We start from the raw sequence: 24705 nt of genomic DNA on the forward strand, positions 1-24705 counted from the left end.
TAATTATGCCAAGCCTTTCACTTATAGATCCCAACTAGAATAAAGACGACACCAATGAAAATAAACACGAGCTTGGCATAGGATAACTGCCCTGCAATTTGATAGATTCCAATTGTCATCGTGATAATAAAAATGAGCGGACCGATGATCGCCAATATACTATTGATGACCACCGCTTTCCGTACATCATTTGTGACTAAAATGAGAATAGCGGCCGTCAGTTCAATGGCGGCAGATAAGAATCTCATCCCTGCCATTGCAGCAACTGACGGGTGTAGACCTGGGAGAAATTGTTTCATATAGAACCTCCAGCTTTTTTTACACTATATGCTTGACTATCTGGAAGTAGTCTTGTTTTTCAGGAAGGAAGAGAGATGAATGAGAGAATTGAGAGAAGACTTGCCTTGAGGAGTCATTTTTCCAATAAAAAAAGACTGTAAACACGAGGTTTACAGTCTTTCTTCCGTTCATTACGCTCTTGAAACGTATGAACCGTCTGATGTATTAATCACTAGTTTATCTCCTTGGTTCACAAAGAAAGGAACGTTGACGATTAAACCAGTTTCAGTTTTTGCAGGTTTTGACCCGCCTGATGTTGTATCACCTTTAATACCAGGCTCTGTTTCTACTACTTCTAGTTCTACCGTATTTGGTAGTTCGACACCAAGTGTTTCAGCACCGTACATTACGATTTGAACAGACATATTTTCAAGTAAATATTTCAGCTCATCTTTGATTTGTGCTTCACTTAGTTCAAGCTGCTCATAAGAACTTGTATCCATGAAGACATGCTGATCGCCATTAGCATATAAGTATTGCATTGTTTTTGTTTCAATTTGAGCTTTCGCTACTTTTTCGCCTGCACGGAATGTTTTTTCTTGAATGGCACCAGTACGCAGGTTACGCAGTTTCGAACGAACAAACGCTGCGCCTTTCCCTGGTTTTACGTGTTGGAAATCCACTACACGCCAAATACTGCCATCCACTTCAATTGTCAGGCCTGTACGAAAATCGTTTACTGAAATCATTTTGTCATCCTCCTACATTTCACCATCATAATATGATAAGTTCTTTCGGTGAGTGGGTCAATCGTTTATTGCCGTCAGCTGTCAGGACAATATCATCCTCAATTCTCACGCCGCCGACATCTGGCAAGTAAATTCCCGGCTCAACTGTGACGACCATTCCCTCTTCTAAGACGACGTCTGATCGTGAGGAAAGGCCTGGCGCTTCGTGTACTTCCATACCTAGCCCGTGGCCTGTTGAATGCCCGAAGTATTGACCATAGCCATACTTTTCAATGATGTCTCGTGTGATGCGATCAGCTTCTCTTCCTGTTAAGCCTGGCTTGATTCTATCCACACCAGCGTTTTCTGCTTCTAATACGATATGATAAATTTCCTTTAGTTTGTCGCTTGGTGTTCCAACAGCAATTGTTCTTGTCATATCAGAACAATAGCCTTTATAGTAAGCACCGAAATCAAGTGTTACTAAATCACCAGATTCAATCACCTTTTCACTCGCTCTTCCGTGTGGCAGGCTTGAACGAACACCTGAGGCGACAATCATATCGAATGAAGATCCTTCAGCACCTTCTTTTCTCATGAAAAATTCAAGCTCGTTCATGACAGCAATTTCCGTCAGGCCCGGCTTGATGTAAGTGAGAATATGATCAAAGGCGTGATCTGCAATCTTCGCAGCTTCCTCTAATATCTTAATCTCTTCACTAGACTTAATCAAGCGCAACTTTTCAACGGATTCTGAGACTGGAACAAGCTCTATACCGCCTGCTTTAGCTGCGTACTGCTGATACGTGGCAAATGTCATATGGTTTTGTTCAAACCCAAGACGTTTCACCCCAAATTCCTTTGCCGTTTGGACAGCGGTTTCCACAATGTTTCCTTTATGTTCAATGATGTCATAGCCTTTGACTTGGTCCTTTGCTTGCTCTGTATACCGGAAGTCTGTGATAAAAGCAGCACGGTCCTTTGAAACGACGGCAAGACCGGCTGATCCAGTAAAGCTGGTCATGTACTGTAAATTAAAGCTGCTCGTAATGACTAGGCCATCAATCTCTAATTCGTTTAAAAGTGTTCTTAGCTTTTCAAGTTTCATGATACCGCTCCCCCTTCACTGACTAAATAACGAATCGCCAATTTATACCCTTCAAGACCAAGTCCAACGATTTGCCCTTGACATACTGGAGCAAGTACAGAATGATGGCGGAATTCCTCTCTTTTATGAACATTTGTAATATGTACTTCAATGACAGGTAAAGAAATACTTGCAATTGCATCTCTCAGCGCATAGCTGTAGTGTGTAAAAGCACCGGGGTTAAACACGACACCGTCGTACTGATCTTCTGCTTCGTGGAACGCATCAATCAAATCTCCTTCGTGATTCGACTGGAAAAACGTTAATTGGATATTTGCCCGTTCTGCAAACTGGAACAAATCTGTTTCTAAATCTGTCAGCGTCTTACTTCCATAAACAGCAGGCTCTCTTTTGCCAAGCCTATTTAAGTTGGGCCCATTCAGTACTAGAAAATGAGGCATATGACCACTCCTTCACTCTAATTCAATCTATATCGATATCTGTTTCTTTTTCCTTAGAAACCTTTCGTTTCCAAAAATATTTTATCATATGAATGGGTGATTTACACTTTATTCTGTCTTTTTCCCGAGTGCCCTTGCAAGCTTCTGACTCGTTAATTCATTATATTCAAACGAAATGCTGTACCCGACAAACATGCCATATAAAATATATAGGCAAAATGTCGTAATAATGGTGCTTTGCTGCAAATCTTGCACTTGCTTTACATCTGGGAAAATGGGATTGAATACGTAAAATACGAGCAGCCATAAAAGCGCACCATAAATGAGTCCCATCCAAAAACCTTTGATTCTTTTTAACAGCCCATAATAAATAAAGGCCGCTCCAATAGATAAAATGCCTAACAGCACAATACTAATAAAAGTGCCAAGTCCTCCCTTTTTCCATTCTCCAAGCACAAATGGCTGAAGAAGCATATTAGGACTCACCTCTGAAAAATGAAACACATAGGTCAGAAATCCGATAAAGCCCCAAAAAACACCGCCAACAAAGCCAGCTGCTGCTGCTCTTGCCACCAGTGACGATGTCTGCACTGCCTGATTTTTTTCTTCTTGGTTTTTCTTTTCATCACGTTTCATTTGTGAACACCTCCAGCAAGTAGTATGTCCAAAATGTCATGAAAAAAAAGGATTTCCAGAAGGATTTCCATGCGTGAGTGTAAAAATTTTATAACAGGGTATACTGGCTAAAAAGAGGTAGATAGAATTCTAGTAGATAATCGACCTGTGCGCTAGTGATTTCCCCTCATTTCCTGTACAATAAAGGTATAAGGAAATGCATGTAAATTACAGGAAACAGGCAGGTTGATGAAATATGTCCAATCAAACAAAACCCCCAGCATATGGAGGGCAAGCAGTTGTCGAAGGTGTCATGTTCGGAGGCAAAAAGAACTATGTGACAGCGATTCGGCGAAAGGACCAGTCCATTGAGTTTTTGAAGCTTCCCCGGACCTCCAATAAACGAACCGCCTTTCTCAAGAAGATCCCCTTTGTCAGGGGCGTTGCTGCACTTGTTGAAGCAAGCGCAAACGGCAGTAAGCACTTAAATTTCTCCAGTGAGCGATATGACTTAGATCCTTCTGAAGATCATACTCTTGAAAAAGAACAAAAAGGCTCGAAATTATCCATGATTTTCGGCATTGCTGTGATCGGAGTTCTCTCTCTTCTCTTTAGTAAATTTGTTTTCACCCTAGTGCCTGTCTTTTTAGCAGAGCTTGTGCGTCCCATCTTTTCAGGGAATTTTGCACAAATCGCAGTTGAAACGTTCTTCAAATTGGTCCTTTTATTAGGCTATATTTACTTTATTTCCATGACCCCTTTAATTAAAAGAGTATTTCAATATCATGGGGCAGAACATAAAGTCATAAACTGCTATGAACAGAACCTTGACATCACAGTGGAAAATGTTCAAAAGCAATCCCGTCTGCATTATCGATGCGGCAGCAGCTTTATTTTATTCACTGTTATTGTCGGAATGTTCGTCTATTTACTCGTACCGACAGATCCTTTATGGGTGAGAGTTCTGAATCGCTTGGCGCTCATTCCGGTTGTTCTGGGCATTTCATTTGAAGTGCTTCAGCTCACGAACAAACTCCGAGAAGTGCCTGTGCTTAAAGTGCTTGGCTATCCTGGCCTTTGGCTGCAATTGCTCACAACAAAAGAACCTTCTGACGATCAAGTCGAGGTAGCCATTGCAAGTTTTAATGAACTTCTTCGTTTAGAGGAAGCGGCTGAGAAACAAGCGTCAGATTCTGCTCATCAAGTGATCTAACTTATAAATCCGGTAAATTCCTTCGGAGGTGGACAGTTATGAATCGCCGAGTACATCCTGCTTTTACCATTATTTTCGCTTTAGGTGTTTTGGGATTTGTGTATTTACTCACAACGAATCCAGGCAGACTTTTTACAATGCTGCTATCAGTTGTGATCATTGGAGCGGCCCTATTTTTCCTATTTAAATGGCTGATGAATCGAAGAACTGGAACAGAAGGTAATCTTTATCGTAAAGCAGTCAAACAATCAAAACGTCGCTACCAGCAGCCTAAACCAAAAACGAAAAGCCAGATGAAAAATCGGGTCACTCATTTGCGAAGCGTGCCGACTGACCACAAGTCTAAGCCCGTCCTTCTCAAAAAGAAAAGCCAAACACATTTGACTGTGATTGAAGGCAAGAAGAACAAAAAGAAGAATCGCGCCTTATTTTAAAATGTCCAGCTTTTTAAAAATTGCTCGGCCTTCTGTCTGCCTAGATCGACGAGCGCCTTTTTCTTTTCTGTCATGAGATGAAAATCAGTGGCAATGACGTGTTCTACAGGAATAAAAATAATATGACGTTCGTGTTTTGTGGCGATATGTCTTTCGTCATGAGCACCACGCATCGTTTCAAAAAGAGCGCCAAACAGTTCAAACGCATTGCGGATGGAGTGTTGAGGGCGTTCTTTTTCGTTTGGGGTTAATGTGACACCGACGAACGGTCTTTTTTTCTCTTCAGCAAACAGCCAAATTGGAAAATTGCTCAGCACTCCCCCATCTACAATCGTACAAATGCCTTTTGAAGACCTCAGTTTGACAGGCTCGAAAAAATAAGGCAGGCTGCAGCTCATTCGAATGGCCCTCGCAACGGAAAATCGCTCTGGATTTAAGCCGTATGAAGGAAGATCATCTGGCAGTACGAGGATTTTTCCATTCGTTAAATCGGACGCAACAATTTTCAGCGAATCTTTTTTGAGGTCTCCAAACACGGTGACCCCTTTTCGTTTTAGCACATCAGTCAGCCATTTTTCCAGCCGGTCTCCTTTATAAAGACCAAGACGCCAGTAAATGGATACCCACCTAAGCATTTTGAACGGGATGAATTGACATCTTCTATCAAGCAATTGATGCTCATCCATTTCATCTAAAAGCTCCCGAATTTCCTGGCTTGTAAAACCTGCTGCGATGAGTGAAGCAATGATTGCTCCAGCACTTGTACCAGCAAGGCGGACAAATTGAAAACCTCTTGCTTCAAGCGCTTCATAGGCACCTAAAAGCGCTGCCCCCTTAATGCCTCCACCTGAGAACACACCATCTATTTTCATCAAGGAGCCCCCTTTGATTTCACGCTATTAATAGTGTAGGAGCATTTACTTTCAATTAGAACTTTAATCAAAAAGGACACCCATGCGCAGGGTGTCCTTTTTGATTAAGATTCTTGATTTGTTTGTTCGTTTTTCTTTTGAATCGCTTTCAGCTGAACAGAACGCTCATCGTTTTCTTCAAAAAATTGAACGAGATCACCGATGCGGTCAATGCTATTCCAGCTGAGATGATGTTCAATGCCTTCTACATCATCATAAATTTTCTCTTCATCTACACCAATGATTCTTAAAAATTGCTCTAGCAGTTCATGTCTGTATACGAGACGTTTTCCAATTTTTTTGCCTTTCGGGGTTAAAATTAGACCACGATACTTCTCATAAATGAGGTATTCATCTTTATCTAGCTTCTGAACCATTTTTGTTACAGAGGAGGGATGGACAGCGAGTGCTTCTGCAATATCAGAGACTCTGGCATATCCTTTTTCTTCTATCAGCATATAAATTTGTTCAATGTAATCTTCCATACTAGGTGTAGTCATAAAACCCCTCCATAATGCACCTTTACTTAATAATCATCCCAATTCTACACCATCGCTCATTAAAAAACAAGGAGTGTCCCTCGTCTTAACGCTTGTAATTCCAATCATCTGAGGCATATTTCGTTTTGGCGAGATGATGGACAAACGCTAATTCTTCATCTGTCAGCTCATAAGGTACAAGCTCAATATTTAACCCTTTTTCAAACCCTCTTTTAAACGCAGTACGTGCATCGTCAATTGTACATGTTCGGTCTGAGATTTCATTGATAGCGACCGCTTTGTTTTTAAAGCTTCGCTGCATCCGCTCTCTTACCCGGTCACTTGGATAAAGGAACAAATCGAACAATTTGTCCTCATCGAGGTCAATTAAAATAGAGCCATGCTGGAGGATGACACCTTTTTGTCTCGTCTGAGCACTGCCTGCTACCTTTCTGCCTTCAACAACAAGCTCGTACCACGAAGGGGCATCAAAGCATACAGATGATCTTGGATTTTTTAAGCTTTCCTTTTCTTTATCAGTACGAGGAATGGCAAAATATGCATCGAGTCCCAGCTCTTTAAAGCCCTCTAAAATACCTTCTGAAATGACGCGGTACGCTTCTGTCACCGTTGCAGGCATTTCTGGATGTTCCTCTGACACAATGACGCTGTAGGTCAGCTCCTGGTCATGAAGTACCCCCCGTCCTCCGGTTGGTCTGCGGACAAAACCAAGACCATAGCGTTTGACGGCTTCTAGGTTGATTTCTTTTTCAACGTTCTGAAAATACCCAACAGACAATGTCGCCGGATTCCATCCATAAAAGCGGATGACAGGTGGGATAAGCTTCTCGCTATGCCAATAAAGCAAAGCTTCGTCCATTGCCATGTTAAAGGCAGGGTCTTGGTTTCCTGAATCAATGAAACACCATTTCTCTTTTTGCATATAAAAATCCCTTCTCTTTTACGTAGTCAATGTTAGATGATGGTCGTGACCACCGGTTTTCTCTCTTCATCAGTCTATCAAATAGGGAAGGAATTGAAAATAATTCTTCCCATTTATGATGACAAGTTTCTTTTGCTTTACTATAATAGTATTTGTCTAAAACGTACCATCAGACAGGCTACTGTGCTGATGCTCAAGAAGGAGTCGAGTTGTATTGTCAATATTCAACTATATCGTCCTCTCACTTTGTGGACTTTTCGTTCTTTATTCCATCGGCAGCTACATTTATCAGCAGCGCATTATGAAAACGCTGACGGAAGCAGAATTTATTAAAGGTTACCGCAAAGCTCAACTCATTGATGTGAGAGAGCCAAATGAGTTTGAAGGCGGACATATTTTAGGGGCAAGAAATATCCCTCTTTCCCAACTAAAGCAGCGCAAAAATGAAATACGTCCTGACAAGCCTGTTTATCTCTATTGCCAAAACAACCTTAGAAGCGGTAAAGCAGCCCAAACTTTACGTAAAAACGGCTGCCGTGAGATTTATAATTTAAAAGGCGGCTTTAAAAAATGGGGCGGCCGCATTAAAACGAAGAACTAACAAAAAAGACTCTGGGAGCATCATTCCCCCTGAGTCTTTTTTCTTTATTTTCTTTCATAAACGAGAACAGGGTTCCGAGCGGCCTTTGTTTCGTCCATTCGTTTCACAACCGTTGTATGCGGCGCTTCCTGTACCACTTCAGGATTCTCTTCTGCTTCTTTGGCAATTTGAATCATTGCTTCAATGAATGCATCAAGCGTTTCTTTCGATTCTGTTTCAGTCGGTTCAATCATGATACATTCCTCTACATTAAGCGGGAAGTAGATTGTTGGCGGATGGTAGCCAAAATCAAGTAATCGTTTGGCAATATCCAGTGTCCGCACACCTAATTTTTTCTGACGTCTACCTGAAAGGACAAATTCATGCTTACAGTGACGATCAAACGGCAAATCGTAATGAGCACTTAAGCGGCGCATCATATAGTTCGCATTTAACACCGCATTATCAGTTACAGCCTTTAAGCCGTCTGGTCCCATAGAGCGGATATACGCATATGCTCTGACGTTGATGCCAAAGTTTCCGTAAAATGGCTTCACGCGTCCAATTGATTCTGGACGATCATCATCAAAGTAATAACGCCCTTCCTTCTTCACAAGCACCGGCTTTGGCAAGTAAGGAATCAAATCCTTTTTCACACCTACAGGACCTGAACCAGGACCTCCGCCTCCGTGTGGGCCTGTAAAGGTTTTATGAAGGTTCAAGTGAACGACATCAAACCCCATATCCCCCGGTCTTGCTCTGCTTAAAACGGCATTCAAGTTAGCTCCGTCATAATAAAGCTTACCGCCAGCTCCGTGAACAATTTCCGCCATTTCTAAAATATTTTCTTCAAATAGCCCAAGTGTATTTGGATTTGTAAGCATTAAAGCAGCTGTTTCTTCATTGACAACACGGCGTAAATCCTCTAAATCAACAAGCCCGTTTTCATCAGACGCAACCGTAATGGTTTCAAATCCAGCCACTGTCGCAGATGCCGGGTTCGTTCCATGAGCAGAATCAGGTACGATGACCTTCGTACGCTCATGATCTCCTCTTGCTTCATGGTACGCGCGGATCATCATAAGTCCCGTCCATTCGCCGTGTGCTCCTGCCGCAGGCTGCAAGGTCACAGCGTCCATTCCCGTAATTTCTTCTAGGTGATCACCTAGGTCATACAGCAATTCTAATGCCCCTTGCACAGTGTCTGCCTCCTGTAGCGGATGGACTTGCGAGAAGCCTGCAAGGCGTGCGACCTTTTCATTAATCTTCGGATTATATTTCATCGTACAAGAGCCAAGAGGGTAAAATCCGGAATCGACCCCATGATTGCGTCTTGATAATGCGGTATAATGACGCATGATATCAAGCTCAGAAACTTCAGGAAGCTCAGCATGCTCATGACGAATGTACGTTTCATCAAATAAAGACGGGATCTCCTGTTCAGGTACATCTAAATCAGGCAGGCTGTACCCAATTCTTCCTACTTTGGATAATTCAAAAATAAGCGGCTGATCTTGTTTATTCATGGCGATCCCCCAATTCCTTTATAAACGTATCAATTTCTTCCTTTGTTCTTAGCTCTGTCACAGCTACAAGCATGTGATGCTGAAGCTCTGGATAGTCCAGCCCTAAGTCGTATCCACCGATGATTCCTTTTTCAAGCAATCGTTTATTGGCCTCTTTCACAGGCTCCTGTAACTTGATCACAAATTCATTAAAATGGGCCCCTTCTACATCAGCCTTCAAACCATATTTTTCTGCCTGCGTTTTGGCATAGTGGGCTTTTTGTACGTTTTGATAGGCGATCTCTTTGATACCTGCTTTTCCAAGTGCAGTCATGGCTACAGAAGCGGCTAACGCATTTAATGCTTGGTTTGAGCAAATATTTGACGTCGCTTTATCTCTTCGAATATGCTGCTCACGTGCTTGAAGGGTCAGCACAAATCCACGAACCCCATTTTCGTCCTCTGTCTGTCCGACTAAACGACCTGGCACTTTTCTCATTAATTTTTTCGTCACGGCAAAATACCCGCAATGCGGTCCGCCAAAAGCTGCCGGAATACCGAACGGCTGTGCATCACCAACAACAATGTCTGCCCCAAGTTTTCCAGGTGGTGTTAATAGCCCGAGTGCGAGTGGATTACTAGAGACAATGAACAGGCTTTTTCCTTTATGTGCAATAGGTTCAATGTCTTTTAACGGCTCGACTACACCAAAGAAGCTTGGATATTGCACAAGAACTGCTGCAGTATCATCGCAGACAGCCTTTTCCAATGCAGCTAAATCGGTCTGCCCTTTTTTCGCAGGTACTTCAACAACTTCAATGTTTTGTCCTTTGGCGTATGTTTTCAGTACCGCTCTTGATTCAGGGTGAACCGTTTCAGAAACAACCACTTTTTTCTGCTTTGTGTGACCCGCAGCCAGCATCGCCGCTTCAGCTAGTGCCGTCCCGCCATCATACATCGAGGAGTTGGCAAGGTCCATACCAGTCAGCTCAGCAATCATTGTTTGAAATTCAAAGATGGCTTGCAGTTCACCTTGGGATATCTCAGGCTGATAAGGAGTATACGCTGTATAAAATTCAGAACGCGAGATGACATGATCGACAATGACAGGCTGATAATGATCATATACACCTGCACCAAGAAACGATGCATAGGAAACTGTATCCTTATTTTTTGCAGCTAATCGGGACAATTCTCTTAGAAGCTCTGTTTCCGATGCGGCTTCTTTGATGTTGTATGCTCCTTTGAATCTGACCTTCTCTGGGATATCTGAAAAAAGCTCATCAATCGACTGAACGCCGATGACATCCAGCATATCTTTTTGATCTTGCTCTGTTTGCGGCAAATACCTATGCTTCATCCTCTATTCCCCCTCGTTATTTGGCTCTTTTATAAAATGGTGTTGCGACGATTTTGGCTTTTAGACGTTTTTTGCGAACTTGAACTTCCACCTCTGCCCCAAGCTTTGCCTCTGAGGATTCGATTAAAGCAAGCCCGACATTTTTCTTTAATGTTGGGGATTGTGTGCCCGTTGTAACAACCCCGATCTGCTTTTCTCCTGCAAAGACCGGATAGTCAGTACGCGGAATTCCTTTATCGATCATTTCAATGCCGACAAGCTTTCGCTTCGGTCCCTCTTCTTTTTGTTTTTTGAGTGCGGCTTTTCCGATAAAATCAGCTTCTTTATCCGTTTTGACAGCAAAACCAATACCGCCTTCTAATGGAGAGATCTCCTTAGTCAGCTCCTGACCATAAAGCGGGAGTCTTGCTTCAAATCTCAAGGTGTCACGTGCACCGAGTCCGCACGGTATTAATCCTTTTGGCTGCCCTGCTTCTAATAAAGCTGACCAAAGATGGACGGCATCTTCTGACTGACAGTAGATTTCAAAACCGTCTTCTCCTGTGTAGCCTGTTCTGGAAACAAGCACTTCTTTATTTGCGATCACAGCTTTTGATAAAAACGTAAATGGCTTAAGGGATGTCACCTCTTCATCTGCCACCTCTTTGATGATGTCAGCAGCGAGAGGTCCTTGAAACGCTAGCAAGGCGGTTTGATCGGACATATTTTTGATCAATACGTCATCTTCACCTTGATGCTTAAAGAGCCAATCCACGTCTTTTTCGATATTTGATGCATTGATGACAAGCAAATAGTCATTCTTTTCTTTTTGATAGACGAGCAGGTCATCTACCGTTCCGCCATCTTCATAACACATGGCTGTATATAGTGCCTTACCGTCTGTCAGCTTAGACACATCATTGGTTAATAACCTTTGTAAAAAAGGAAGGGCATCTTGACCTTTAACCTCCACCTCACCCATGTGAGACACATCAAAAAGCCCAGCCTTTGTTCGAACAGCTTCATGTTCTTCTTTAATGGAAGAAAATTGGACAGGTAATTCCCAGCCCCCGAAGTCAATGGTTTTTGCGCCAAACGTTTCATACGCATGAAAAAGCGGTGTTCGTTTCAACATCAATCGTTTCCCCCTTTTTTCTTACAGTGCAGATGACAAGCTGAATTTTCAGAAAAAATCACAGCAAAAAAGGACAGAGCGCTCCCTTTTATCAAAAAGAAGTCTCTGTCCTTGCACCTGAAAGTTTACAGCACAATATCATTGTGCGCTTTCCCCTTTGGTGGTTTGCTAAAACCCTTGAGCAAACACTCTCCAGAGTTGCGTCCGGTAAGAGTACTTTTGCCTGAGAGATTCACTGAATCCATTCAGCTTGCTCCTTCGGCGCCTGTCAGTGCAAAATAACCGCCAAGTCTCTCCCCATACCATCATCCGCTCATATTCTTCACATTTATTGGACATACTATCAAAATGGGTGACTTATTCTCTAGATCACTTACCAACATCCTACCACTAGAAATGGATGAAGAGCAACATAAAAATCATTAACATTTTTAAAATAATCTTTCAATATCGTTCGCTTTTATTCATATATCTAGTCTTTTAAAGACCTATAAAAAAATGAAGCGTTTGAAAACAGAACAATTTCATTAGAACCCTACTAGAAAGGCAGGCGGTCACATTGAATATTCAAACGATTTTTGATCAGGAATGGGCAAGTGAATTTCAGCAGCGGCTTTCTGCAGACGGCCCTTGGGCGAACTGGGATATGTATCGTTTAGCGGCGCAGGTTCAAAACATCACAGCCATTGATTCATTTGAAGGGCTGCAAGCTCCCGCGCACCTACCTGCATTCACGCCTTTAAAGCACCAGCTCGAAGTAGCCAGAAGAGTCGTAGAAGAGATGAATGGGAAAGCCATTCTGGCTGATGAAGTGGGACTTGGGAAAACCGTAGAAGCAGGACTCATAATGAAAGAATACATGATTCGTGGACTTGCCAAAAAGATTCTCATTCTCGTCCCTGCCTCCCTTGTGTCTCAGTGGGTACAGGAGCTGCGGACGAAATTTTATATTGATGCTGTTGAACAAAAAAAGAGCTATGTGTGGGAGCAATGTGACGTTGTCGTTTCCTCCATTGATACAGCCAAAAGACAGCCGCATCGAGACACGATTTTATCGATTGCCTACGATATGGTTATTATCGATGAAGCACACAAACTGAAAAACAATAAAACGAAAAACTATGAATTTGTGAGAAACCTGAATAAGAAGTTCTGTCTGCTGCTGACAGCGACACCTATTCAAAACCGAATCGGGGAAATATTTAATCTCGTTTCCCTTCTGAAGCCAGGCCACCTGGGAAATGAACATCAGTTTAAAGATGCCTTTGCCAAAAAAGACTTGCAGCTTGAAGACCATGATCGATTAAAACAGCTAGTCAATAAAGTCATGATTCGTAACCGAAGAGAGGACACTGGCATCGAGTGGACAAAACGGCATGTCAAAACAATTTCCATTGATTTCTCTCCAACAGAACAAGCATTGTATGATGAAATCTGCAAGCTGAAAGAGAATCCGTCTTATACAAAGCACATGTTTTCCATTATGACCTTAGAACGAGAATGCTGTTCCAGCCGTGAGGCGGTGTATATGACAATTAAAAAAATGCAAGAAGAAGAAAAACATATTCTAGGATCTTCTGCTATAGCGCAAATCATGGAGAAAATCAACCAAGTTGAGCAAAACTCTAAGGCGCTTGAAGTGGTGAAGCTCATTCAGCAGTTAAATGAAAAGGTCATTATTTTCACCGAATACCGCGCGACACAAATTTATTTACAATGGTTTCTTCAGCAAAATGGCATCAGCTCCGTTCCTTTTCGGGGCGGCTTTAAGCGGGGCAAAAAAGATTGGATGAAAGATTTATTTAGAGAACGGGCGCAAGTGTTAATAGCGACAGAAGCTGGCGGCGAAGGAATTAACCTTCAGTTTTGTAACCAAATCATCAACTATGATCTTCCCTGGAACCCGATGCGTTTAGAACAGAGAATTGGACGTATCCACCGTCTTGGCCAAGAGCGGGATGTCCACATTTACAATATGGCAACGAACGGAACCGTTGAGGAACATATTTTAAAGCTTTTATATGAAAAAATTCAGCTGTTTGAAAACGTCATAGGCGATTTAGATGATATTTTAACAAAGATTGATATAAATGATGCCGAAACAGAATTGCATCAGATTCTCTTCCAGCATGAATCGGATGGAGACATGAAAAAGAAATTAACCCAGTTTGCTTCTTATTTAACAGAAGCTCAGACACCACTTTTAGAAAAAAGACAGCAAGGCTCATAAAGGAGAGTTGATCAATGGAGCAGCATGACATTCACACCTTTCTTCTCCGTTTCTTCCAGGCGAATCAATGCAGCATATTAGAAGAAAGTGCAGGACATATGACCGTACAGCTGACAACTGAAATGGATAAATTGATTATGAACCGCCCTTTTTACTGGCACTGGCTTGAAAAAACTGGCGGTATCCCTGAACCGCGGCAACTGACTTTCATCACAGATCAAAAAAAAGCTGGTGATGCGGCCAGTGGTGAATTTATTCACTTCGGCTCCCCTCGATTATTTCAAATATTTGAGGCAGTCAAACAACAGGGCCGTTTTATCCGGCTTTATGAACGAGTCAGCCCGCTCACAAACAACCAAATCGCACTTGAGCCGTGGCTGGGTCTCAATGTAAAAATTTCTTACCTTGCAGATCGGAAAAAGGATAAGCTTTTATCACTAGGCCTTCACCTCATACGCGGAGAAGTCATTGAACAATTTCAAGAAAAGCTGGAAACTCGTGAGCTGTCGTCTCAAATTCCCGATTATTGCTTTACGATGAGTACAATGATTAAACCAGAAAGCGGAGTCAAACGGCTCTATAGCCTAATGGAGCGTTATGCCTATGAGGAACCGAACGATTGGGCAGTGAGAGCTGTTCAAAAATGGAAAGAAGACTCCGAACTTTTAAACCAATTTTATGAAGGGACTTCAGACACATCTGTAGAATATGAAATAGAAAGACAAGCACTCAAAACTTTATACGAACCAAAAATCAGTCTTACGATTGAAAATGGGGGTCTTTTTTACTTACAGCAAAAAAGAGGAGGTTGACTCATGGTCCCTCCCTTTTATGTGACATACAATTTTCGATCAGTCTAAAGCACAGTTTGTCTGTTTGTATTGGGCGGAAACATGACGCAAGCAAACTATGAGGTCTTACCACCTTTGTCTTTCCATTTCATGCGTTAAGTGCCTGAAATACATCATTCAGTATTTTAGGAGGGTATTTGTATGGAAAAGAAAACGAACAAATTAGACAGTGAATGGGTTCAATTATTACGCAAAGCCCGCAATGCAGGACTAACAGTCGAAGAAGTCCGTCAATTCCTCAAATCAAATGAAAAGTCCTCTGAGTCAACCCCTCTGGTAAGAAGTCATTCTATCAAACCTTTCTGAATGTGCTATAATATCGAAAGGAAGGTGATGACATTGATTGGCCAGCGTATTAAACAATACCGCAATGAAAAAGGCTACTCACTATCAGAACTGGCCGAAAAGGCTGGGGTAGCGAAGTCTTATTTAAGCTCAATAGAAAGAAACTTGCAAACAAACCCCTCCATTCAATTTCTTGAAAAAGTCTCCGCTGTTCTGGACGTCTCGGTTCATACACTTTTAAACGAAAAAGATGAAACCGAATACGATGGTCAATTAGATAGTGAATGGGAAAAACTAGTTCGAGATGCAATGACATCAGGGGTTTCGAAAAAGCAATTTCGTGAATTTTTAGATTATCAAATCTGGAAAAAAAAGCAAGAAGAGGAGTAAAGCGCACGTTTTAGCGCATACTCCTCCAATTGCTATGCAGACCTTGATATCAGTCTAAAGACTGTCTTTATTTTTTATCTTCGCTGTGTGCTTTTTCGTTTTCTTTCACGTAGCCTTTTTCATCCGTATGCTTATTTGGATTGATCGTTAAACCATTCCACTGAGTCGCTTCGAAGGAAAGATCAATTTGAATCGCATCGCCTTGGTATTTATTTTGGATATATTGACCCGCTTTATCCTTCGTTTGGTCATTAACAAATTCAATGGTCATTTCCATTTTATCGTAATCAAACGGATTCTTTGGAATGCCGTCATACTCTGGAGCCACTGTTCCATCAACAGTTGCTACATTAATTTTTCCACTTTCATGTAAAAACTTCTCATCGACGGCATGACGAAGCTTATCAAATGCGGTCTGATCCTGTTTTGACGTTAATTGATGCAAGTCAAGCAGGTTTGCATCGTCTAAAATAATATTTTTTGGATAACCATTTCCACCTTCGGCTCCAACCGTCAGAACACTTACCTGAAATTGACTGAGAAATTCTTCAGCTGTATTATTACCGCCATTCTTTGCGGAACTTCCATCTGTAAACTGGCTATAATCAAGACTCATCAGCACTTGATTTATCGCAAGTGACCCCTTATTTTCAAAATGAAATTCTTTTTTGATTCGATCTCCAGGTTTTAAGTTCGCAAGGTTGATGGCGCCAGAGTTCTCTTTAGCAGATAAATCCAGCTCTCCTGTCGAGTAGACCGCGTTTGCCTTTTCAATATCATTAAACGCCGCCCATGTTCCCCCGCCGATTAATGCAAGACCTAAAGCCCCTGATAAAACACCTAAACGAATTGATTTTTTCATTGCCATGAATAAACCCCCTAATAAATTGTTTTATTGAAACCTAATTAGGTTACAAACGAGAATTTAAGCTTGTTCCTCTGACATATGTAAATCAGCTTTGTGTCTACGATGTTTTGCTGCGCCCACAAAATGAATTGTTGAATAAACGAGCAGCATCACACCTGGTATAATGAGCAGCAAAGCTGTTCCTGCTGATGTCCCTGCATACGAAAGAAGCTTTCCTGCATAAGGGATGTTCACTCCCATATACTGCGCAGTCACTTGATCCGCTTTTACGAGCGTACCGTCCTGATACATATTGTGGTCACCCTTGGTCTCAAAAGCTTTATTTGCTCCCTTTCCTTTTACTCCAATAATGCGGTGGGTCACAAAGGACTGTTCCTGCTTCGTTTGAAACGTGATAATATCACCTTTTTTGAGCTTCTCAGGCGAGGCCACCTGCTTTACGACAATCAGTGACCCAGCTGAAAATTCTGGTTCCATCGATCCAGATAATACTTCCTTCAATTGATAACCGAAAATTTGAGGATCTCCTCCTGTTGTTCTCGATGACAACACGACAATAATACAGGCAATCATCATCGTGAACACCAACACATAAAGAATACTCCCAGACATTTTCATCCATTTTTTCATGACTATTCTCCCCTTCGCCTATCATTTTTTCATCCAAAAGACGCTCTATTTAGGACGCCTTTTCTTCACACTTTGAGAGCTGCATCTGTTTAGACCAAAAGTAAGACTTATCAGATGCGCCAAATCCTTCAGGATAATAGATTTTAAAAGCATAGATTCCATTTGTTTTTGCTTTATCTGTCGTGACAGTTGTCGTTTCTTTCGACAAGAGGGACTGTATAGAGCCCTTTTCAAGAACATGACCATCTTGTAACGGCTTCTGATCACTTTCCAATTTATGTAATTCCCACTTCCATTCAGAGTGCGCGATAGGCTGTCCACTATTTTTTAGTGTCATGCTTAGCCTTTGAGGTGCGCAAACTGTTCCTTTGATTATCGTTTGATCGATGAGATCTAATTGACTTCGATCCCATTTTAGAGGCTGACAATGCTTGTCTGTCTGTTCAAATTGAGTACATGTTCTCATGACAAAGTTTGTGTGCTCAACATCGTTAAAAGAGGCGTTCGTCGGTGTCATGAGCAAAGACGTCAAAAGCAAACAAATGGTACAAAAGAGTACAAAGAGCGGCTGTTTCATTAATCCCTTCAACTCCTTGAACAGTTGTTCTTTAAAAAGAACGATTACATACAGTATAAGGAAATACCTATAAAACCCAAAACGCCAAATTAGTCCAATTTGTTCTTAAACAAGAACCATTACGAGAAAATTCTTCCATTTTCTCATTCTTTCGCCATATTCAATATTTTTTTGTGTGACATTTGTACTTCTTAAAAACTTACATAAAAATGGAGGATTTGGTCAGAATAATAATAGGTGAGGTGATGTGAAATGAAATATAGAACAATCATTATCATGCTCAGTTTACTGCTGGGCCCTTTGCTTCAAAACGTCAAACCTGCGGATGCGGATAGTTTCACTGTTGCCGCCGCAGATCAATGGGAAACTCGGGCAGTCAAAGAAGCAAAGAAGAGGTACCCGCTGGCACAAGTCCTATTTAAACAAAAAGTATGGGACCGGCATCGTGATAAGGAATCTGTGAAACAGTATCATATTACGTTAAAAGACAATACCAAGGAATTTGGGGTATTTGTCACCATTTCCTATAACCCTTACTCAAACAAGGTCAATAAAGTAATTGTTGTAGAGGAATACAGCTAAAGGTGCATAAAAAAACCGCCTGCTGGCGGCTTTTTACTTTCGTCGGTGTCGCTGACGTTTTTTTAGCATCATGGAGAAGCCAAACGGCAGAACCCCAAATAAACGCTGTGAAAATGGAGGTTTCGTTTCTATTTTTTCTTGTTTGTGTTCCTTCCGTTCGTCACGTGGGGTATTCATATATTTAATAATTTCCTGCGTCATATATTTTACATAGTCATTTGTTTTCAAGCACACTCACCTCTTCTTTCTTCAAGTGTTACCAGGAAGAGGATGATTTTATACACTAGCTAATCAGGGTTTGCCCATTTCATGATTTCACCAGTTCTCCAATCCAGCATCAGTTCCCTTTCATCCGATAAACCGTCCTTTGTTTTCACACTCACTAAAACGAAGACATGCTGTTTCTTTTGATCACAGTTCATCCGCTTCAGTGTCACACGACCTTCTTCAGTATCAATATGGATCTTCTGCTTTTCACAAATACGTTTGACTGTGCTGACAGCTTCACTTACACCCACCCTAAAAAGCTGCTGTTTTTGATAAAAAGAAATCGTTAGCTCTGCACTTTTCAGCTCTTTTTGAAACCCCATCGTTATCGATCCTAAAATTAAGAGGAAAAATAGAATCGCAGCAAGCACATGTGGATAGATAAACCCTTCCTCTCTTTTCACGATGTAGGAACCACCCCTTTATATGTGAAAAAAACGGCTTCATACACCTTACCAGATTCATCTGTGACTTTAAGGATAGTTCTATGCTGGCTCGTTCTCACACGGAATTGTGTCACCTTTTGCAGTAAAGGAAGATGTCCAGCTTGATCCGTTCGTTTTCGAAGCATCTCTTTGTATAGCTCAATGGTTACCACTCGCCCTTGATCGGACATATATTCTAACGCTTCTCCTCCTTTCACCGAATGAACAGCAGTTGCACGACTTAATTCCTCATCTAATTGCAGGACAGTCTGTTTCCACTCCATTTGTGAAAAGCGGTTGATGTCTTCAAATGGATGGGCTTTCTCTGCTGCTGAAAAGAGCAGCACACAGCCAAGAGAAAGAAACAGAAATAGCTTCAATTGCCACAAAGCTTGTACAAGAGTAAAAGCTTGTTCATCGTTCCACATGTTGAAAGCATATCGTCTGCTTTTTTTGTACTTTGTATGAAACACACCCCTTCTGATTACGCCAATTGAGTACATACGTGATCTCGCCTCTTTTCTTTTTGACAGAAGATGTTGTACCATCTATGAACGCTTCATTCATCTGTTCATGCAAGACCTGATAAGCTTCAAGCTTAGCTCTTATTTCCTTTTTCCCCATCATGAGTTTTTCATAGGCTGGCATGAGCACAAGGGCAGCAAATAGAAAGAGATGACAAGCAAACAGCGTCTCAAATGTACTAAACCCTCTATTGTTTTTGAACATGGATTCGCCCGCTTCCTAAATAAATGGTGAGTTTATACGTTTGACTGCCAAATTTGACAATGAGAGATCCGCCGCTGCTTGGATGTCCGTTTACATTAAAATAGATTCCTTGCGGAAATGTAGAAGCCTTGATGCTCCCCTTTTTATGCTGATAAGAAGCAAGGACTTCGCCACTCTTTTGATCGATTACCTGATAAGATACTTGTGGCGGATGGATCTCAACATGCACTCGTGTTTTTTTGATAAATGCTGCATAAGCAGCCAATTGGAGATCTTGTTTCATCATATTAACTTGTCTTTTGGCTTCAGTGCTTTCTATGATATTGGGAATTTTTCCTCCTATCATCGACAGTAAAGCTGATAAAACAAGGAGAATCATCAGCTGTTCAATGAGGGTAAAGCCCTTTTCATGCGAAAGCAATTTATTCATGTTTCACGTCGCCGTTTTGAATGACAATCGCTTTTCCATTAGGACAAGTTAATCCCTTTTTGACATAGCCTTCTTTTTCTAATTCAGCCAAAGATGGTGTCTTCCCATCATGCTCTAATTCATATGCCATCACTTGAGTGCTGACCATTGATTTAAGCCCTTCACAGCCCTTTGCTTGAATTGATTGGTGATGACGTGTGATATTCGGGATGGTAATGAGTAAAAGAATGGAAATCACGAGCATGACAATTAACATTTCTAGTAGGGTAAATCCTTTATCATTCATGTCTCTGTCCTCCTTCTTACACTTGCTCCATTAGTTGATACATTGGTAAAAGAATAGATAAATACACGATGAGTATAAGAAGTGCTGTCACACCATATATCACCGGCTGCAGCCAAGACATCCATTTTTCAATTTTCAGCTCTGCATTCTCTAAAAGGAATTGGCTATACGTGTACATTTCTCTTGCAAGCATTCCGCTGGCTTCACCATGCTTAATCACAGATGCAAAATGTTTTTCGAAAAAAGGAGATTCCTTTACTTGATGCGCCATGCTTTCTCCTTTTCTTAACTCTTCAATCATTTGTTCACCTATTTCTTGAAGAAAGGGTAAGTAGCTTTGCTGTTTAAAAGCCCGCAAACTTTCATACATCGATAATCCAGCATGGAGCAGCCCACTTAGCTGAAGAGAAAAAAGATACGTATGCATCATCTGCATCCCTTTGTATAAAAAGGGCAGTCTGCTCATCACCTTTAGTTTCTCAAGGGTCGACTTTTTCCTAAAAAAGAAAGCATAATACCCGATAAGACAGATGCACATACAGGCGATGATGAGCAGAAAAGCATGAAGAAATTGAAAAAGTCCAAACATCCCTTGAATCAGCCATGACATGCGGGTATCCATCGATGAGTATAAAACAGAAAATTGAGGAATGATCATTTGCTGAACGAGTATCAGCACGGTTAAAACCGTAAAGATGAGGAAGAGCGGGTAACGTAACATACGTTTAAATGTGTCTAGCTGTTTGATTTTTTTCTCTAAAAAACGGGCGCTTTGTTCTAGAGCACGGGCTAGACTCCCATGCTTCTCAGAAAAAGAAAGGATGGCGATCACTTCCCGCTGAAAATGGAGTCTCTCTAGTACCACATAAAAAGGCTCTCCTTTGAGCAGCCACTGAATACCTCGTGTTAATTGCTGCTGTTGTTGTTTCGATAACTGGATATTCACCATCGTTAATGCCTCAATTAATGTATATCCAGCCTGAATCAATTGAGCCAGTTTTGATAGACATTCGGCTTGGGCCTGTTTAGACCATACTTTAGAGGCTCGCTTCTTCATAAACCCAGCGATGATATGTGTTTTTCGATAGATAGCCGAGTGCCACTCCTTTACGAATTAATCTTTGCAGTGTTTCATATGACGAATGAATATATTCTCCTCTGGCCTCTTTTATACACTCCCCAAGCTCCTTTCCGAAAAGCAATTCAAATACATTTGTTCGTCTGACAGGCCGATTTAGTTTACAGTAAAGCTGACAGGTTTCCCCACAAAAAGGACATGTGAGCTCAATTAATCGCTGAGCAGCAATCGCAACCATGGTTTGTTCGAGTTCATTCATCGTGACACCAAATTCAAGCATGCGGTAAAGGGCTCCTTTTGCATTTTTTGCATGAAGCGTACTCAGCACTAAATGACCTGTCAGTGCTGCTCTAATCGCCGTTCTGGCCGTTTCAGCATCTCTTATTTCTCCAAGCACAATCATATCTGGATCATGCCTCAAAATAGCGCGTAACCCTGCGGCATACGTGATGCCGGCTTTTTCATTTACTTGAACCTGTAACACTTCTTCATTTCTTGTTTCTACAGGATCTTCAAGGGTAATAATGTTTCGGTTAAAATTCTTTTTTGCAAACTGAATCAATGAATATAATGTTGTTGTTTTTCCTGAATTTGTTGGCCCAGTAAATAAAATGAGTCCATGTGAGTGATTCAAAAATGATAATAATCTGGCAGAGGCTTTCGGAAATAATGACAAATGTTTTATTTTTGGAACATGATCCTGCGGTAAAATTCTAATCACTAAGCTCTCATCATTCACAGTCGGCAAGGTTGACATCCGAATAAACACTTGACAGCTTCTTAATTTCACAGCCAGTGAGCCATTTTGCGGTCTCCTTTTTTCCCCGATATCCATAGAAGATAAAAATTTAAAATGGGCAATGAGCCGCTCCCCTCTCTTTTTATCAATGGTACGCTGCTGGATTAAATCAGAGTCTACACGGAAAGAGACCGAAGCTTCCTTTTCTTTTGGCACAATATGCACATCTGATGCCCTCATGCGGCACGCTTCTTCTAGTAGCTCTTGTCCCAAATATTCAATACCATACAAGTGGTTCACTCCTTTCTCTGACCACATTGTAAGATGGAGAAACCAAAATCACAAAAGAGCATTTTATTATTTTCATGACTAATCAAGCACGAAAACAATCAACTCACGATGTATCACAGCATTTTTTAGTAAAGAGCATACAAAAAAACCTGACTTTTACAAGTACAGGTTTTTTGATCATGATGTGGCTTCTTGCGGCTGCTCTTCAAAGATACGAAATCCTCTTTTTTCTAACGCTTTTGCAAGACTATGCTCAGTATTTACTTTTGAGAAATCAATGCCCAATTTCACGACCGTTTGAGCAATTTCTGGGCGGATGCCTGAAATAATTGTCTCAATTCCTAAAAGCTTCGCACTATCCACCACTTTAAATAGCTGATAAGCCACCATCGTATCAACAACTGGTACGCCTGATATATCAATGAATAAGTGCGTCAGACGCAGTCTCGATGCCTGTTCTAATACGGATTCCAGAATGATTTTGGCCCGGTATGTATCAATCTCGCCGATCAGCGGCAAAATCCCGATTTCCTTTGATACTGGAATAACAGGAGCACTCAGTTCTTGAATCATCTCTCTTTGTGCATTGAGCTGACTGAGTGTTACTCGATCATATTCTTCTGATAAACGTTCAATCATATCATCAAATGTGGCGTGAAAATGCTGATTCCATCCACACACATCTTGCAGCGTCACTACAAGCTCTGTTTCTTGTGTGAATTTCTCAATTCTCGAACAGAAAATCTGGCGGAATATCTTAAATTGTCCAATGATTTCATATAAAGGAACCTCGTGCACTGCTCGATCACGCGCAATATCAACTGACCACTTTTTCAAATGGTTTTCTACTTTGTCTGATAGCGTCACAAGCGTTGCTGCAATGGTTTGAATAAACGCTGTGTTCTGTTCCTTCAGCTTCTTTTCCGTTTCCTCTGAAGCATGTATAGAATATAATGAGCCTTTTTCAGTTCTTGTCTTTAGCCATTCTTCGGTCATGACAGGGGCTTCTTTTAGGATAAATTCGTATAATTGCTTTGATTTCTCATTTTTCATTTACTTCTTTCGCTCCTTTTTCACTACTAGTGACATATAACTTTTATGTATAAATGACCGCAGATGGTAAACAATATCATTATACGTTTGATATTGGGCTATAGCCAAGTGGTAAGGCAATGGACTTTGACTCCGTGATCGTTGGTTCGAACCCAGCTAGCCCAGTTCAGCACAAAAACGAAGACGGCTGAAGCATGTTTCAGCTGATCTTCGTTTTTTATTAGGATACCGATTGATGAATTGCTTTTTTCTTTGATATTTTCATGAGTTCCCCGGGATTATAGCCAACCACTAATTTATTTCCATCAATGATGATTGGTCTTCGGAGCAGCTTTGGTTTTTCAATGAGAAGCTGAAGAACCTCATTTACTTTTAAGTCGTTAATATTTAAATTTAAGCTTTTAAAAGCTTGACTTCGTGTCGCTAAAATTTCATCCATTCCTTCTGTTGTTAGAGAAAGAATCTTTTTTAATTCATCTAGAGTTGGTGTTTCTCTGAAAAGGTGACGCTCTTTAAAATCAATTTGATTCGCCTTTAACCAATGTTTTGTTTTGCGGCAAGACGTGCAGCTTGGGTATGAATAAAAAGTAATGTCACTCATTAGTCTTCCTCCTTAGGTCGTTAACCTTTTCTCTTATGGAGTAAGTACCCTCATGTATTTCGGCATAAACACTTTTTCATCTTTTTTTCAAAAAATTTTTTTCTACATTCAAAAAAATGTTCACACGTTGTCAAAAATGTAAATGTTTACATAACAAGTAATGATCGGCTATAATATGAATCAAAGGGGTTTTTTTAAGGGGAGGGAAAGAAATGAATCGCATGTTCCGCGTGCTTGGCTTTTGGACGGGTATTTTTGCTGTCATGTTCTATTTAGGACATATGAAAGATGCATCGCTGCTGTTCTTCGGTCAAACCGTTCTTTTTGTATTTTTATCCTACTTGAATTTATCCGAAAGAATGTATATTTACATTTTCGGAGCGTACTTGACGATTTTCTTTGCCGGATTTACATATTACTCGATTTTCATCATGGTTCCCGGTACCGGACATTAATTGAAAAAAGCATCTCTTTAGAAGAGATGCTCCGATTGTTGACAAAGGGCTAAAATGTTTTTTATTTTAGCCCTTTGTCTTCCTTTTTTTCAGCGTGATAGAAAACCTTTGAAGTCGAGGAAGGACGAGCACTGGCGCGGAGCGAATATAAGATTCGTGAGCACCAGCGCGCAAGACTGACAAAGAATGCGAGGGTTTGTCTACACGCTGATCATCTCTTTAGAAGAGA

General features: G+C 41.1%; 33 protein-coding genes, 1 tRNA gene and 2 riboswitches. Of the genes, 10 read left to right on the plus strand and 24 right to left on the minus strand.

Features of this window, described 5'->3' with window-relative positions:
• Positions 1–17: 17 nt before the first annotated feature.
• The 5 genes from AKG37_RS01795 to AKG37_RS01815 all read right to left on the minus strand — a co-directional run bounded on the left by AKG37_RS01795 (position 18) and on the right by AKG37_RS01815 (position 3191).
• Positions 18–299 carry a YqhV family protein gene (locus AKG37_RS01795; protein ID WP_050943774.1) on the minus strand — a complete coding sequence of 94 codons (282 nt, stop codon included), beginning with the start codon at positions 297–299 and terminating at the stop codon, positions 18–20.
• A gap of 171 nt (positions 300–470) precedes the next feature.
• On the minus strand, positions 471–1028 hold the full coding sequence (efp, locus tag AKG37_RS01800; RefSeq protein WP_060697314.1) for an elongation factor P: 558 nt from the start codon (positions 1026–1028) through the stop codon (positions 471–473).
• A 25-nt stretch (positions 1029–1053) separates the two neighbouring features.
• Positions 1054–2118: a M24 family metallopeptidase gene (locus AKG37_RS01805; RefSeq protein WP_193391692.1), complete on the minus strand. Its 1065-nt coding sequence runs from the start codon at positions 2116–2118 to the stop codon at positions 1054–1056.
• The gene (aroQ, locus tag AKG37_RS01810) at positions 2112–2555 is read right to left on the minus strand and encodes a type II 3-dehydroquinate dehydratase (RefSeq protein WP_060697316.1); all 444 of its coding nucleotides are present in this window, start codon (positions 2553–2555) and stop codon (positions 2112–2114) included. Before aroQ ends, AKG37_RS01805 begins: the two co-directional genes overlap by 7 nt.
• Positions 2556–2663: 108 nt before the next feature.
• Positions 2664–3191 (minus strand): YqhR family membrane protein, encoded by a 528-nt coding sequence (locus tag AKG37_RS01815; protein ID WP_060697317.1) that lies wholly within the window; start codon positions 3189–3191, stop codon positions 2664–2666.
• A gap of 235 nt (positions 3192–3426) precedes the next feature.
• Between AKG37_RS01815 and AKG37_RS01820 the strand changes: the two genes are divergently transcribed.
• Positions 3427–4383, plus strand: coding sequence for a DUF1385 domain-containing protein (locus AKG37_RS01820; RefSeq protein WP_060697318.1), 957 nt, complete (start codon positions 3427–3429; stop codon positions 4381–4383).
• 38 nt (positions 4384–4421) lie between these two features.
• Positions 4422–4817 carry an SA1362 family protein gene (locus tag AKG37_RS01825; RefSeq protein WP_060697319.1) on the plus strand — a complete coding sequence of 132 codons (396 nt, stop codon included), beginning with the start codon at positions 4422–4424 and terminating at the stop codon, positions 4815–4817.
• Here AKG37_RS01825 and AKG37_RS01830 read toward each other — a convergent pair.
• The 3 genes from AKG37_RS01830 to AKG37_RS01840 form a co-directional block, all read right to left on the minus strand.
• Positions 4814–5689 carry a patatin-like phospholipase family protein gene (locus AKG37_RS01830; protein WP_060697320.1) on the minus strand — a complete coding sequence of 292 codons (876 nt, stop codon included), beginning with the start codon at positions 5687–5689 and terminating at the stop codon, positions 4814–4816. The two genes, AKG37_RS01825 and AKG37_RS01830, sit on opposite strands and share 4 nt — an antisense overlap.
• A gap of 104 nt (positions 5690–5793) precedes the next feature.
• The gene (gene mntR, locus AKG37_RS01835; RefSeq protein ID WP_003215946.1) at positions 5794–6228 is read right to left on the minus strand and encodes a transcriptional regulator MntR; all 435 of its coding nucleotides are present in this window, start codon (positions 6226–6228) and stop codon (positions 5794–5796) included.
• A gap of 85 nt (positions 6229–6313) precedes the next feature.
• The gene (locus AKG37_RS01840) at positions 6314–7150 is read right to left on the minus strand and encodes a lipoate--protein ligase family protein (RefSeq protein ID WP_060697321.1); all 837 of its coding nucleotides are present in this window, start codon (positions 7148–7150) and stop codon (positions 6314–6316) included.
• Positions 7151–7370: 220 nt separating this feature from the next.
• Between AKG37_RS01840 and AKG37_RS01845 the strand changes: the two genes are divergently transcribed.
• Positions 7371–7751 (plus strand): rhodanese-like domain-containing protein, encoded by a 381-nt coding sequence (locus AKG37_RS01845; RefSeq protein ID WP_024718853.1) that lies wholly within the window; start codon positions 7371–7373, stop codon positions 7749–7751.
• Between the two features lie 44 nt (positions 7752–7795).
• Here the strand turns inward: AKG37_RS01845 and gcvPB are convergent, their stop codons facing one another.
• From gcvPB to gcvT, 3 genes are read right to left on the minus strand one after another with little or no spacing between them, the layout of a single operon-like run.
• Positions 7796–9256, minus strand: a complete 1461-nt coding sequence (gene gcvPB / locus AKG37_RS01850; protein WP_060697322.1) for an aminomethyl-transferring glycine dehydrogenase subunit GcvPB — start codon at positions 9254–9256, stop codon at positions 7796–7798.
• A complete protein-coding gene (gene gcvPA, locus AKG37_RS01855) occupies positions 9249–10595 on the minus strand; it encodes an aminomethyl-transferring glycine dehydrogenase subunit GcvPA (protein ID WP_060697323.1) in 1347 nt (448 codons plus the stop codon). Before gcvPA ends, gcvPB begins: the two co-directional genes overlap by 8 nt.
• Positions 10596–10611: 16 nt before the next feature.
• Positions 10612–11709: a glycine cleavage system aminomethyltransferase GcvT gene (gene gcvT, locus AKG37_RS01860; protein WP_060697324.1), complete on the minus strand. Its 1098-nt coding sequence runs from the start codon at positions 11707–11709 to the stop codon at positions 10612–10614.
• Positions 11710–11812: 103 nt separating this feature from the next.
• A riboswitch (glycine riboswitch) is annotated at positions 11813–11907 on the minus strand.
• 3 nt (positions 11908–11910) lie between these two features.
• A riboswitch (glycine riboswitch) is annotated at positions 11911–12018 on the minus strand.
• A 250-nt stretch (positions 12019–12268) separates the two neighbouring features.
• Here gcvT and AKG37_RS01865 point away from each other — a divergent pair.
• The 4 genes from AKG37_RS01865 (at position 12269) to sinR (ending at position 15465) form a co-directional block, all read left to right on the plus strand.
• The gene (locus AKG37_RS01865) at positions 12269–13939 is read left to right on the plus strand and encodes a DEAD/DEAH box helicase (protein WP_060697325.1); all 1671 of its coding nucleotides are present in this window, start codon (positions 12269–12271) and stop codon (positions 13937–13939) included.
• Between the two features lie 14 nt (positions 13940–13953).
• Positions 13954–14751: a YqhG family protein gene (locus tag AKG37_RS01870; protein ID WP_060697326.1), complete on the plus strand. Its 798-nt coding sequence runs from the start codon at positions 13954–13956 to the stop codon at positions 14749–14751.
• A 180-nt stretch (positions 14752–14931) separates the two neighbouring features.
• Complete coding sequence (locus tag AKG37_RS18365; protein WP_077233674.1) at positions 14932–15096, plus strand: anti-repressor SinI family protein; 165 nt, start codon at positions 14932–14934, stop codon at positions 15094–15096.
• 33 nt (positions 15097–15129) lie between these two features.
• Entirely contained in the window at positions 15130–15465 is a 336-nt protein-coding gene (gene sinR, locus AKG37_RS01875) for a transcriptional regulator SinR (RefSeq protein ID WP_008360247.1), read from the plus strand.
• Between the two features lie 67 nt (positions 15466–15532).
• Here sinR and tasA read toward each other — a convergent pair whose 3' ends face one another.
• Genes tasA through tapA form a run of 3 tightly spaced genes read right to left on the minus strand, consistent with a single transcriptional unit; the run spans position 15533 to position 17540 of the window.
• Complete coding sequence (gene tasA, locus AKG37_RS01880; RefSeq protein WP_060697327.1) at positions 15533–16333, minus strand: biofilm matrix protein TasA; 801 nt, start codon at positions 16331–16333, stop codon at positions 15533–15535.
• Between the two features lie 57 nt (positions 16334–16390).
• Positions 16391–16963 carry a signal peptidase I SipW gene (sipW, locus tag AKG37_RS01885; RefSeq protein ID WP_060697328.1) on the minus strand — a complete coding sequence of 191 codons (573 nt, stop codon included), beginning with the start codon at positions 16961–16963 and terminating at the stop codon, positions 16391–16393.
• A gap of 49 nt (positions 16964–17012) precedes the next feature.
• Positions 17013–17540, minus strand: a complete 528-nt coding sequence (tapA, locus tag AKG37_RS01890; RefSeq protein ID WP_060697329.1) for an amyloid fiber anchoring/assembly protein TapA — start codon at positions 17538–17540, stop codon at positions 17013–17015.
• A gap of 252 nt (positions 17541–17792) precedes the next feature.
• Between tapA and AKG37_RS01895 the strand changes: the two genes are divergently transcribed.
• On the plus strand, positions 17793–18122 hold the full coding sequence (locus tag AKG37_RS01895; RefSeq protein ID WP_060697330.1) for a DUF3889 domain-containing protein: 330 nt from the start codon (positions 17793–17795) through the stop codon (positions 18120–18122).
• A 33-nt stretch (positions 18123–18155) separates the two neighbouring features.
• Here AKG37_RS01895 and AKG37_RS01900 read toward each other — a convergent pair whose 3' ends face one another.
• From AKG37_RS01900 to AKG37_RS01940, 9 genes are all read right to left on the minus strand, one after another.
• Positions 18156–18350 (minus strand): YqzE family protein, encoded by a 195-nt coding sequence (locus AKG37_RS01900; RefSeq protein WP_060697331.1) that lies wholly within the window; start codon positions 18348–18350, stop codon positions 18156–18158.
• A 59-nt stretch (positions 18351–18409) separates the two neighbouring features.
• Positions 18410–18793 carry a competence type IV pilus minor pilin ComGG gene (locus AKG37_RS01905; RefSeq protein ID WP_060697332.1) on the minus strand — a complete coding sequence of 128 codons (384 nt, stop codon included), beginning with the start codon at positions 18791–18793 and terminating at the stop codon, positions 18410–18412.
• On the minus strand, positions 18790–19242 hold the full coding sequence (gene comGF / locus AKG37_RS01910) for a competence type IV pilus minor pilin ComGF (protein ID WP_193391687.1): 453 nt from the start codon (positions 19240–19242) through the stop codon (positions 18790–18792). Before comGF ends, AKG37_RS01905 begins: the two co-directional genes overlap by 4 nt.
• Positions 19229–19543, minus strand: coding sequence for a competence type IV pilus minor pilin ComGE (comGE, locus tag AKG37_RS01915; protein ID WP_060697334.1), 315 nt, complete (start codon positions 19541–19543; stop codon positions 19229–19231). Before comGE ends, comGF begins: the two co-directional genes overlap by 14 nt.
• On the minus strand, positions 19527–19973 hold the full coding sequence (gene comGD / locus AKG37_RS01920) for a competence type IV pilus minor pilin ComGD (RefSeq protein WP_060697335.1): 447 nt from the start codon (positions 19971–19973) through the stop codon (positions 19527–19529). Before comGD ends, comGE begins: the two co-directional genes overlap by 17 nt.
• Positions 19966–20259, minus strand: coding sequence for a competence type IV pilus major pilin ComGC (gene comGC / locus AKG37_RS01925; protein WP_008360227.1), 294 nt, complete (start codon positions 20257–20259; stop codon positions 19966–19968). Before comGC ends, comGD begins: the two co-directional genes overlap by 8 nt.
• A gap of 16 nt (positions 20260–20275) precedes the next feature.
• Positions 20276–21316: a competence type IV pilus assembly protein ComGB gene (gene comGB, locus AKG37_RS01930; RefSeq protein WP_060697336.1), complete on the minus strand. Its 1041-nt coding sequence runs from the start codon at positions 21314–21316 to the stop codon at positions 20276–20278.
• On the minus strand, positions 21297–22367 hold the full coding sequence (comGA, locus tag AKG37_RS01935) for a competence type IV pilus ATPase ComGA (RefSeq protein WP_078060957.1): 1071 nt from the start codon (positions 22365–22367) through the stop codon (positions 21297–21299). Before comGA ends, comGB begins: the two co-directional genes overlap by 20 nt.
• A 177-nt stretch (positions 22368–22544) precedes the next feature.
• Complete coding sequence (locus AKG37_RS01940; protein WP_060697338.1) at positions 22545–23420, minus strand: STAS domain-containing protein; 876 nt, start codon at positions 23418–23420, stop codon at positions 22545–22547.
• Positions 23421–23514: 94 nt separating this feature from the next.
• On the opposite strand from AKG37_RS01940, the gene AKG37_RS01945 reads away from it, so the two are divergent.
• Positions 23515–23585: transfer RNA gene (locus AKG37_RS01945), tRNA-Gln, on the plus strand.
• A gap of 55 nt (positions 23586–23640) precedes the next feature.
• Here AKG37_RS01945 and AKG37_RS01950 read toward each other — a convergent pair.
• Positions 23641–24021, minus strand: coding sequence for a Spx/MgsR family RNA polymerase-binding regulatory protein (locus tag AKG37_RS01950; RefSeq protein ID WP_007501232.1), 381 nt, complete (start codon positions 24019–24021; stop codon positions 23641–23643).
• A 212-nt stretch (positions 24022–24233) separates the two neighbouring features.
• Here AKG37_RS01950 and AKG37_RS01955 point away from each other — a divergent pair, with 212 nt between their 5' ends.
• A complete protein-coding gene (locus AKG37_RS01955) occupies positions 24234–24476 on the plus strand; it encodes a DUF2626 domain-containing protein (RefSeq protein WP_003217440.1) in 243 nt (80 codons plus the stop codon).
• Positions 24477–24705: the final 229 nt, after the last annotated feature.

It is taken from the genome of Bacillus australimaris, from assembly GCF_001307105.1.
Lineage (GTDB): Bacteria > Bacillota > Bacilli > Bacillales > Bacillaceae > Bacillus > Bacillus australimaris.

What these genes read in the sequence shown, in the direction of transcription:
- AKG37_RS01795 (WP_050943774.1), bottom strand. Translation starts at nt 299, where the DNA reads ATGAAACAATTTCTCCCAGGTCTACACCCGTCAGTTGCTGCAATGGCA.
- efp (WP_060697314.1), bottom strand. Translation starts at nt 1,028, where the DNA reads ATGATTTCAGTAAACGATTTTCGTACAGGCCTGACAATTGAAGTGGAT.
- aroQ (WP_060697316.1), bottom strand. Translation starts at nt 2,555, where the DNA reads ATGCCTCATTTTCTAGTACTGAATGGGCCCAACTTAAATAGGCTTGGC.
- AKG37_RS01815 (WP_060697317.1), bottom strand. Translation starts at nt 3,191, where the DNA reads ATGAAACGTGATGAAAAGAAAAACCAAGAAGAAAAAAATCAGGCAGTG.
- AKG37_RS01820 (WP_060697318.1), top strand. Translation starts at nt 3,427, where the DNA reads ATGTCCAATCAAACAAAACCCCCAGCATATGGAGGGCAAGCAGTTGTC.
- AKG37_RS01825 (WP_060697319.1), top strand. Translation starts at nt 4,422, where the DNA reads ATGAATCGCCGAGTACATCCTGCTTTTACCATTATTTTCGCTTTAGGT.
- AKG37_RS01830 (WP_060697320.1), bottom strand. Translation starts at nt 5,689, where the DNA reads ATGAAAATAGATGGTGTGTTCTCAGGTGGAGGCATTAAGGGGGCAGCG.
- mntR (WP_003215946.1), bottom strand. Translation starts at nt 6,228, where the DNA reads ATGACTACACCTAGTATGGAAGATTACATTGAACAAATTTATATGCTG.
- AKG37_RS01840 (WP_060697321.1), bottom strand. Translation starts at nt 7,150, where the DNA reads ATGCAAAAAGAGAAATGGTGTTTCATTGATTCAGGAAACCAAGACCCT.
- gcvPB (WP_060697322.1), bottom strand. Translation starts at nt 9,256, where the DNA reads ATGAATAAACAAGATCAGCCGCTTATTTTTGAATTATCCAAAGTAGGA.
- gcvPA (WP_060697323.1), bottom strand. Translation starts at nt 10,595, where the DNA reads ATGAAGCATAGGTATTTGCCGCAAACAGAGCAAGATCAAAAAGATATG.
- gcvT (WP_060697324.1), bottom strand. Translation starts at nt 11,709, where the DNA reads ATGTTGAAACGAACACCGCTTTTTCATGCGTATGAAACGTTTGGCGCA.
- AKG37_RS01870 (WP_060697326.1), top strand. Translation starts at nt 13,954, where the DNA reads ATGGAGCAGCATGACATTCACACCTTTCTTCTCCGTTTCTTCCAGGCG.
- AKG37_RS18365 (WP_077233674.1), top strand. Translation starts at nt 14,932, where the DNA reads ATGGAAAAGAAAACGAACAAATTAGACAGTGAATGGGTTCAATTATTA.
- tasA (WP_060697327.1), bottom strand. Translation starts at nt 16,333, where the DNA reads ATGGCAATGAAAAAATCAATTCGTTTAGGTGTTTTATCAGGGGCTTTA.
- sipW (WP_060697328.1), bottom strand. Translation starts at nt 16,963, where the DNA reads ATGAAAAAATGGATGAAAATGTCTGGGAGTATTCTTTATGTGTTGGTG.
- tapA (WP_060697329.1), bottom strand. Translation starts at nt 17,540, where the DNA reads ATGAAACAGCCGCTCTTTGTACTCTTTTGTACCATTTGTTTGCTTTTG.
- AKG37_RS01895 (WP_060697330.1), top strand. Translation starts at nt 17,793, where the DNA reads ATGAAATATAGAACAATCATTATCATGCTCAGTTTACTGCTGGGCCCT.
- comGF (WP_193391687.1), bottom strand. Translation starts at nt 19,242, where the DNA reads ATGTGGAACGATGAACAAGCTTTTACTCTTGTACAAGCTTTGTGGCAA.
- comGE (WP_060697334.1), bottom strand. Translation starts at nt 19,543, where the DNA reads ATGTTCAAAAACAATAGAGGGTTTAGTACATTTGAGACGCTGTTTGCT.
- comGD (WP_060697335.1), bottom strand. Translation starts at nt 19,973, where the DNA reads ATGAATAAATTGCTTTCGCATGAAAAGGGCTTTACCCTCATTGAACAG.
- comGC (WP_008360227.1), bottom strand. Translation starts at nt 20,259, where the DNA reads ATGAATGATAAAGGATTTACCCTACTAGAAATGTTAATTGTCATGCTC.
- comGB (WP_060697336.1), bottom strand. Translation starts at nt 21,316, where the DNA reads ATGAAGAAGCGAGCCTCTAAAGTATGGTCTAAACAGGCCCAAGCCGAA.
- AKG37_RS01940 (WP_060697338.1), bottom strand. Translation starts at nt 23,420, where the DNA reads ATGAAAAATGAGAAATCAAAGCAATTATACGAATTTATCCTAAAAGAA.
- AKG37_RS01950 (WP_007501232.1), bottom strand. Translation starts at nt 24,021, where the DNA reads ATGAGTGACATTACTTTTTATTCATACCCAAGCTGCACGTCTTGCCGC.
- AKG37_RS01955 (WP_003217440.1), top strand. Translation starts at nt 24,234, where the DNA reads ATGAATCGCATGTTCCGCGTGCTTGGCTTTTGGACGGGTATTTTTGCT.